This is a genomic window from Kineococcus rubinsiae (assembly GCF_011839805.1).
Classification (GTDB): domain Bacteria; phylum Actinomycetota; class Actinomycetes; order Actinomycetales; family Kineococcaceae; genus Kineococcus; species Kineococcus rubinsiae.
This window is the reverse complement of sequence record NZ_VWPY01000101.1, coordinates 1-6,261: the sequence shown is the minus strand read 5'-3', so window position 1 is coordinate 6,261 and position 6,261 is coordinate 1. Positions and strand designations below refer to the sequence as shown.

Below are 6,261 nucleotides of genomic sequence, written 5' to 3'. Positions count from 1 at the left end.
GTACAATACCAACGAACAGCCCAAAGAATGATTTCACCTTGAAAGTGCCGACCATGGAAGGGATTCATCTGCTGTATCTCGAAATAAATAAGATATTTAGCTTATCATGTCAGCCTATTTGCAACAGTGCCCCTCAAATTGGGCTCTATGCTGCACCTCACGTTCTTTAGCTTCTTTGGCGTAGTGCTGGTGTTGATGCTGACTGTCATGTGGATGATCGTCGCGGCTAAAACCCTGGCTGGTGCCTATCGCGGCAACTTGTTCGTCTCGCCGTGTATCCACTCGCTGAGCAAGGCGAGCAAAACCTGAGCCTTTGGCTACTTGATCGACTGTTTGGCGTGACGCAGTGTGGACAAAATGCGCTGCCTAACATTCGGGTGAGTGCAAACAGAAAGGGGACTTGGGTGTGGCATTTCCAGCAATGAAAAATTAGGGAAGGCGAGCCGAACACGCGGTATGGCTTTCTGGGCAACACGTCCGGCAAACACGATAGTGACGAGATCAGGGAAAAGCGTCAGTAGCGTGATCAGCATCTCGATACCTTCCTCAATCTGCGCTCTGCGGAGCGGACTCTTGGGCTTATCGAGATCTGGTATGCGCGCACTCATGAATTACTCTTGGCCCGGAAACATTCGTCAGTTGAAAAATGCCTTGGATAGGGCTCGGGTTTTTGCAGATGATGGACGTATCGAATATGAGCATCTGCCCGCTGAACTGTTGCAGCCATCCGCATCCTCTTCTTTGTCCTCTTTTTCGTCATCCACTCTCGGAGTCAAAAAAAGAAAAATGAATGACTCAGAAATACGTGAGTTGGAGAAAAATTTTTGTGGCTCAAAAAAAGAGCTCGCTAATTATTTAGGCATCAGTGAGAGAACACTTTACAGAAAATTAGGTAGTAAAGAATAGCTTGTTTTGCGGAGATCTCGCGCAGCGATTGAATATTTTTTGAGGTCTGCCGCTCAAGCCAATGGCATGTATTACGTCGCTTGAAAAAACGATTCTCAATTGCGATTCAGGAAGTATTTTATGCAAGGGCAGTGGCGCACACGTGAGCTTGCTCATGCAAGCACCACTGTTCTTAAGCTTATTTTATTGAGTAATCCATCCCCATTTTTTGAAGATAGCCGCACCGTCGTCGGATTGTAAGAACGAAACGAATTGTTTCGCTGCTGTGATCTGTTCACCTTTGTTGGTTAGCACCACACCGGTATCACGATAGATAACATAATCTTTTTCAATGGGCACAACTTCCGCCAAGGTGGGGTTCGCAACTTGCCAAATGTTCCAGATTAGCCAGGCATCCAAAGAAGTGTCATCAGTCCATTCCTGTTTTGCGATGGCGCTGTTTTTGGCGTATTTGGCAATATTTTTTCGGAACGCTTTCACCGACTCAATACTTCCTTTACGGCCCGCTGCGTCCTCCCATACACCATTTTGTCCAGCACCATTGACCACCAAAATTCTGTGTCCAGGTTTGAACAAATCGGAAAGTCCCTTGATATTTTTAGGATTGCCCGGGCGTACAAGTATTGCCAATGGCCTCAGGTAGAGCGGCTTAACCTTGGTTTCATCAAATCCGCCCTCCATAGCCTGGGCGAAGTCGGTCATCATCGTTTCAGATCCGCTGTAGATAATGTGAGCATCGTCTTTTGCGTTTTGAATCCATTTTGGTGTGGGGCCAGCGGTAACTATTACTGGTGTGCCAGTTTTTTCCTCAAATGTCTTCGCGGCTTCTTTCATCGCGGGAGCTGGGCCGCCCGGGCCATAAACTCGTACCTCTTGAGCCGCATGAGAAATTGCTGGAATGACAGCGGACATGCCTAACAGACATGATGTAAGTACGGGAATTAGATGCTTTAGCGATTTCATGGTTACTATCCTAAAAAGAATTCTTTTGATAACAATATTGCTGAAAGGACATTTTTAAGTGTCTTGTCGTGCAACCGAAGCATACTGTTGAGTGATCTTGATTAATCTATTTCACGAAGTACTCAATACCTGTCTCAGACATCAACTTGTCGAGGAAAGTTCTCTCCTTTCTATAGAAGTGAACCGCCCCGGATTTTGAGGAGGCTCCGTTATTTGAGACAATGGAGTCATCATGAGCAAAATCCGAACCAAATTTACCCCCGAAGTGCGCGAGCTGTCAACGCCGGTTGAATTTTGTCCGCATCCCCTAGTGGGTCATTTTTACATTGGCGGGGCTTTGTTGCACAAAGATTTGAAATGCAAAGCGTCCCTAATTGAGCCAAATTTAAGGCGTAACTTGGGTAAGTGGTCGACCTAATTCCGTAAATCTGTTAAGGACTGCTACACGTGCATGGATCTCATTCACTTGGCTATCAAAACTCCTTGCACTGAGTTTATCTCCTAATAATTTAATGCAATGCATCTTAGTTTCAACCAAACTTCGGCGATGATAGCCTGACCATTTTTTCCATAGTGTCCTGCCTAAACGTTTAATTGTTCGAAGTAATTCATTTCGCTCTAGCGAGCTACTCTTTGTATCTTTCCATGGTTTCGCATTTTTTCTAGGTGGAATCACCGCATGCGCTTGCCGATCTGCAATGACCTGACGGCATTGCTTGGTGTCATAAGCTCCATCGGTATAAACAGAGTTAATCCGCTCATCTTGTGGAATCTGATTAAGTAAATCACCAAGCACCTGTGAATCACTGACATTATTGGTTGTAAGCTGAACTGCTCGTATTTGTAGGGTTTTAGCATCTATACCAATATGAAGTTTACGCCATTGGCGACGATATTCAGGTCCATGTTTCTTGCGTTTCCATTCGCCCTCACCTAGAAACTTCATGCCTGTAGAGTCCATGAGTAGATGCAGCCCATCGCTACTTTTTTGGTAGCTGATTACAATATCAATATGCTTTTGTCTTCTACAAAGCGTGGTGTAATCTGGAGCTATCCAATTTAATCCGCAAAGTTTAATCAGACTTTGCACAAAGCCAGTGACCATACGTAAAGACAGACGGAATAAGGATTTAATCATTAAGCAGCATTGGATGGCTGCGTCGGAGTAGGTTTGATTTCGCCCTTGTTTGCCTTTTGATGGCGCATACCATTGCGTAGCAGGATCAAACCAAATGGCAATATTTCCGCGACTCATGAGTGCTCGGTTATATGCGGGCCAATTGGTTGTGCGGTAGATTTTGTGTGTAGGCTTCTTCATTTGAAAATTATATCGCTGAAAAACCCTTTACAGATAGGTTTGTGCAACAAAGCCAATTACTGGCGCAAAATTTTTAAATGTTAATACGGGGGTAAAGGCAAGGCAGGTCAGAGGATTAAAAGCCTCCAACCGTACAGATGATGTTAGTCAAGCAAATACATCGTTCCGTCTTTCAGCTATTGCACAAATAGTTAGATGGTATATAGGGTACTTGAATAGCAAAGGATAGGATATGCCAATGTTCGATATAGAAGATTCAAAAGATGTTGATTTAAAGAACAATAAGACCTCAAAAGAAACCTTAGCTAAAGTCAAAAATGTTGAAGGTTTTAAAGCCAAAGGTAATTAGGCTGGAGTTAATTCCAAAGAACCGAAAAGTGAAGAAAAAATAGTAGAATTGAAACCAAATTTTATGGGAATCGGTATTAATCTGAGGGCTTTATGGGAAAAAATAAGATTCAAAAAAACATAAAAAATCAGCCAGCGCTTAACAGTTTGCACCAGCTTTTGCATTATGATTTATGAGTAATCTAAGGTTTTTACTCAGATACGCTTAAAGAAATGATCTCCTTGCTCAAAAAGAGTAACAATATTCATTGGACACATTGGTTTCAAATTGCCCTCGATTTATATGAGTCAAGCAGAGCACTGAGCTCATATGCTAAGAAGCATTTGTAGTCAAAGCAGAACAAACAATAATGCTTCGACCTTCAGCTTCTTATATATACACGACTTACAGCTCAATTCTAATTTTACTCACATAACCTCTATTCACTAAACAGGCTTTTTTCAAATGCTTGTGCAACATGCGAAGACGGTCTGTCTTTATAATGCAGTTGGTATAGCGGCCGAGAGAGTTGCTCGTTATTTTTTTGGCTCAGGCGCGCTAATTTGCCTAACTGCACTAAATCTTCTGTGACTACGTTTGGCAATAAAGCGACCCCCATACCTTGAGCAACAGCTCTTGCTATAGCTTCGTTGCTGCCTAATTGCATACTTTGCTCTGCTTGTACGCCATGCTCTGCTAATAACTTTACAGACATTTCTAACGTGCCAGAGCCTGGCTCGCGTAATAACCAAAACTGCTCGTTTAACCATGCTTTTAAGTCTTTAGTGGGCTTAAAGTTGCTCGGTATAACCACACTCATTAAATCACTTTGCCAGTGCTTACTAATAATGTGCGGCTCGGTAGGTGTGCCTTCAACCAGTGCTAAATCGATAGTGCATTCAAGTAAGGCATGCTCAATTTGCGCGGTATTAGCCACTTGTACTTCTACTTTTATATGCGGGTACTGCGCACAAAATTTGGCTAAATAAGGCGGTAGCCAATAACTGGCAATGGTGGTGCTGGTGCCTATAACTAATGTACCGCGCTTAAGCCCTGTTCGCGATTTAATATCTTCAATGGCGGCTTTTTCGATAGCAAAAATACTGCGGGCGTGATCATACAAAGCTTGGCCTCCCTCGCTTAGGGTGAGCTTTCTACCCTTAGATGCACGTTCAATAAGTTGAATGTTTAACTGATGCTCTAGCTCTTTTAGCGCTTTAGAAACAGCGGGCTGGCTTATAAAAAGCGCTTCGGCTGCGCCTGAAAAACTACCCAATTTAGCCACTGTATAAAACACCCTAAGTGAATGTAAGTTCATTGAACAACCTTAAATTGCATAACTCTAAATTGTATAACTTTAAGTTATCAAATCATGATTTTAATATATTGGAGTTATATTTTGAGCTTTCTTACAATTAAGTCAACACATCAACTTGGTTTAAGTGAGGGAATATTATGCTTAGCGCTATTAAAAGTAGTTTTCAGCCTTTGACTAAGCAATACGGCGATACGCGCTGGTGGTTAGGTATGCTGCTGGTGGTTGTGTTAGCGGGGGCATCTGTTGCATTAAGTAAGTTACCTATAATGCAAAGTGCGCAATTTAGCTCCTTAACAATTGGTATTGTGCTTGGCATTATTGTGGGTAACAGTGTGTTTGCGCGCATTGCTACGCGTACAGATGTAGGCGTTGATTACGCTAAAAGTATATTACTCAAAGCGGGCATTATTTTATTTGGGTTTAGGATTACTTTTGCACAAGTAGCGGGTGTAGGCTGGCATGGCCTATTAACCGATGTGGTAATGCTGCTTGGTACGTTTATATTAGCAGTACAGCTAGGTAAGCGCGTTTTTAAGCTTGATGAACAAACAACCATACTAATAGGTGCGGGTAGCTCTATTTGTGGCGCCGCAGCGGTAATGGCAACAGAGCCAGTAATAAAAGCACAAGCGCATAAAGTATCTGTAGCGGTGGCAACGGTTGTGGTGTTTGGCACGTTAAGTATGTTTGCCTACCCAATTATGTTTGAATATATGGGTGTGAGTGAGCATGCGTACGGTATTTTTGTTGGTTCAACCATTCATGAAGTTGCGCAAGTGGTAGCAGCAGGGACTACGGTAAGTGCCAATGCGGCTGACACCGCCGTGATAGAAAAAATGCTACGCGTAATGATGCTTGCGCCATTTTTAGTAGGCTTATCGTTTTGGCAAAGTAAAAAGCATGCAAACATAAACGCACATGGCGGCGAGCAAAAAGCGGGTATTTCAATCCCTTGGTTTGCAGTGTTATTTATAGTGGCAAGTGGCGTGCATTCGTTATCGGTTATTCCGCAAGGAACTACAAACGCTATTATATGGTTTGATAATATACTACTTACCATTGCCATGGTCGCACTTGGGCTGCGTACACATGTTGGCGCTATTCGCCAAGCGGGAATAAAACCACTGTTATTAGCAGGCTGTTTATTTTTGTTTTTAACCTTAGCTGGCTTTGCCATTAATGTAGGCATTGCACAGCTGTTTTAAATATAACCTGGTCGAGGGGGCACTGTTGCAAATAGGCTGACATGATAAGCTAAATATCTTATTTATTTCGAGATACAGCAGATGAATCCCTTCCACGGTCGGCACTTTCAAGGTGAAATCATTCTTTGGGCTGTTCGTTGGTATTGTAAATATGGCATCAGCTATCGTGAACTTCAAGAAATGCTCGCTGAACGAGGCATAAATGTGGATCACAGTACAATTT

Annotated in this window: 4 protein-coding genes and 4 pseudogenes; 4 read left to right on the top strand and 4 right to left on the bottom strand. The window is 42.9% G+C overall.

The genetic code is table 11. The features are described 5' to 3' along the window. Positions 1-126 precede the first annotated feature (126 nt). A pseudogene (locus F1544_RS27000) lies at positions 127-309 on the top strand (C4-dicarboxylate ABC transporter); the annotation flags it as partial. Between the two features lie 8 nt (positions 310-317). Here the strand turns inward: F1544_RS27000 and F1544_RS26995 are convergent. Further along, positions 318-596, bottom strand: a pseudogene (locus tag F1544_RS26995) (uracil-DNA glycosylase family protein); the annotation flags it as partial. A 13-nt stretch (positions 597-609) separates the two neighbouring features. On the opposite strand from F1544_RS26995, the pseudogene F1544_RS26990 reads away from it, so the two are divergent. After that, positions 610-906 (top strand): annotated as a pseudogene (locus F1544_RS26990) (AAA-type ATPase lid domain-containing protein); the annotation flags it as partial. A 183-nt stretch (positions 907-1,089) separates the two neighbouring features. On the opposite strand, the gene F1544_RS26985 reads toward F1544_RS26990, so the two are convergent. From F1544_RS26985 to F1544_RS26975, 3 genes are all read right to left on the bottom strand, one after another. After that, a complete protein-coding gene (locus tag F1544_RS26985; RefSeq protein WP_004758163.1) occupies positions 1,090-1,869 on the bottom strand; it encodes a substrate-binding domain-containing protein in 780 nt (259 codons plus the stop codon). A gap of 385 nt (positions 1,870-2,254) precedes the next feature. Beyond that, entirely contained in the window at positions 2,255-3,187 is a 933-nt protein-coding gene (locus tag F1544_RS26980; protein WP_002114401.1) for an IS5-like element ISAba12 family transposase, read from the bottom strand. A gap of 767 nt (positions 3,188-3,954) precedes the next feature. After that, entirely contained in the window at positions 3,955-4,833 is an 879-nt protein-coding gene (locus tag F1544_RS26975; protein ID WP_121595086.1) for a LysR family transcriptional regulator, read from the bottom strand. Between the two features lie 137 nt (positions 4,834-4,970). On the opposite strand from F1544_RS26975, the gene F1544_RS26970 reads away from it, so the two are divergent. Then, positions 4,971-6,038 carry a YeiH family protein gene (locus F1544_RS26970; protein WP_016165167.1) on the top strand — a complete coding sequence of 356 codons (1,068 nt, stop codon included), beginning with the start codon at positions 4,971-4,973 and terminating at the stop codon, positions 6,036-6,038. A gap of 81 nt (positions 6,039-6,119) precedes the next feature. Next, positions 6,120-6,261, top strand: a pseudogene (locus F1544_RS26965) (IS6 family transposase); the annotation flags it as partial.

Excerpts from the sequence above, each read along its gene's own strand:
- F1544_RS26985 (WP_004758163.1), bottom strand. The coding sequence starts at position 1,869 with ATGAAATCGCTAAAGCATCTAATTCCCGTACTTACATCATGTCTGTTA.
- F1544_RS26975 (WP_121595086.1), bottom strand. The coding sequence starts at position 4,833 with ATGAACTTACATTCACTTAGGGTGTTTTATACAGTGGCTAAATTGGGT.
- F1544_RS26980 (WP_002114401.1), bottom strand. The coding sequence starts at position 3,187 with ATGAAGAAGCCTACACACAAAATCTACCGCACAACCAATTGGCCCGCA.
- F1544_RS26970 (WP_016165167.1), top strand. The coding sequence starts at position 4,971 with ATGCTTAGCGCTATTAAAAGTAGTTTTCAGCCTTTGACTAAGCAATAC.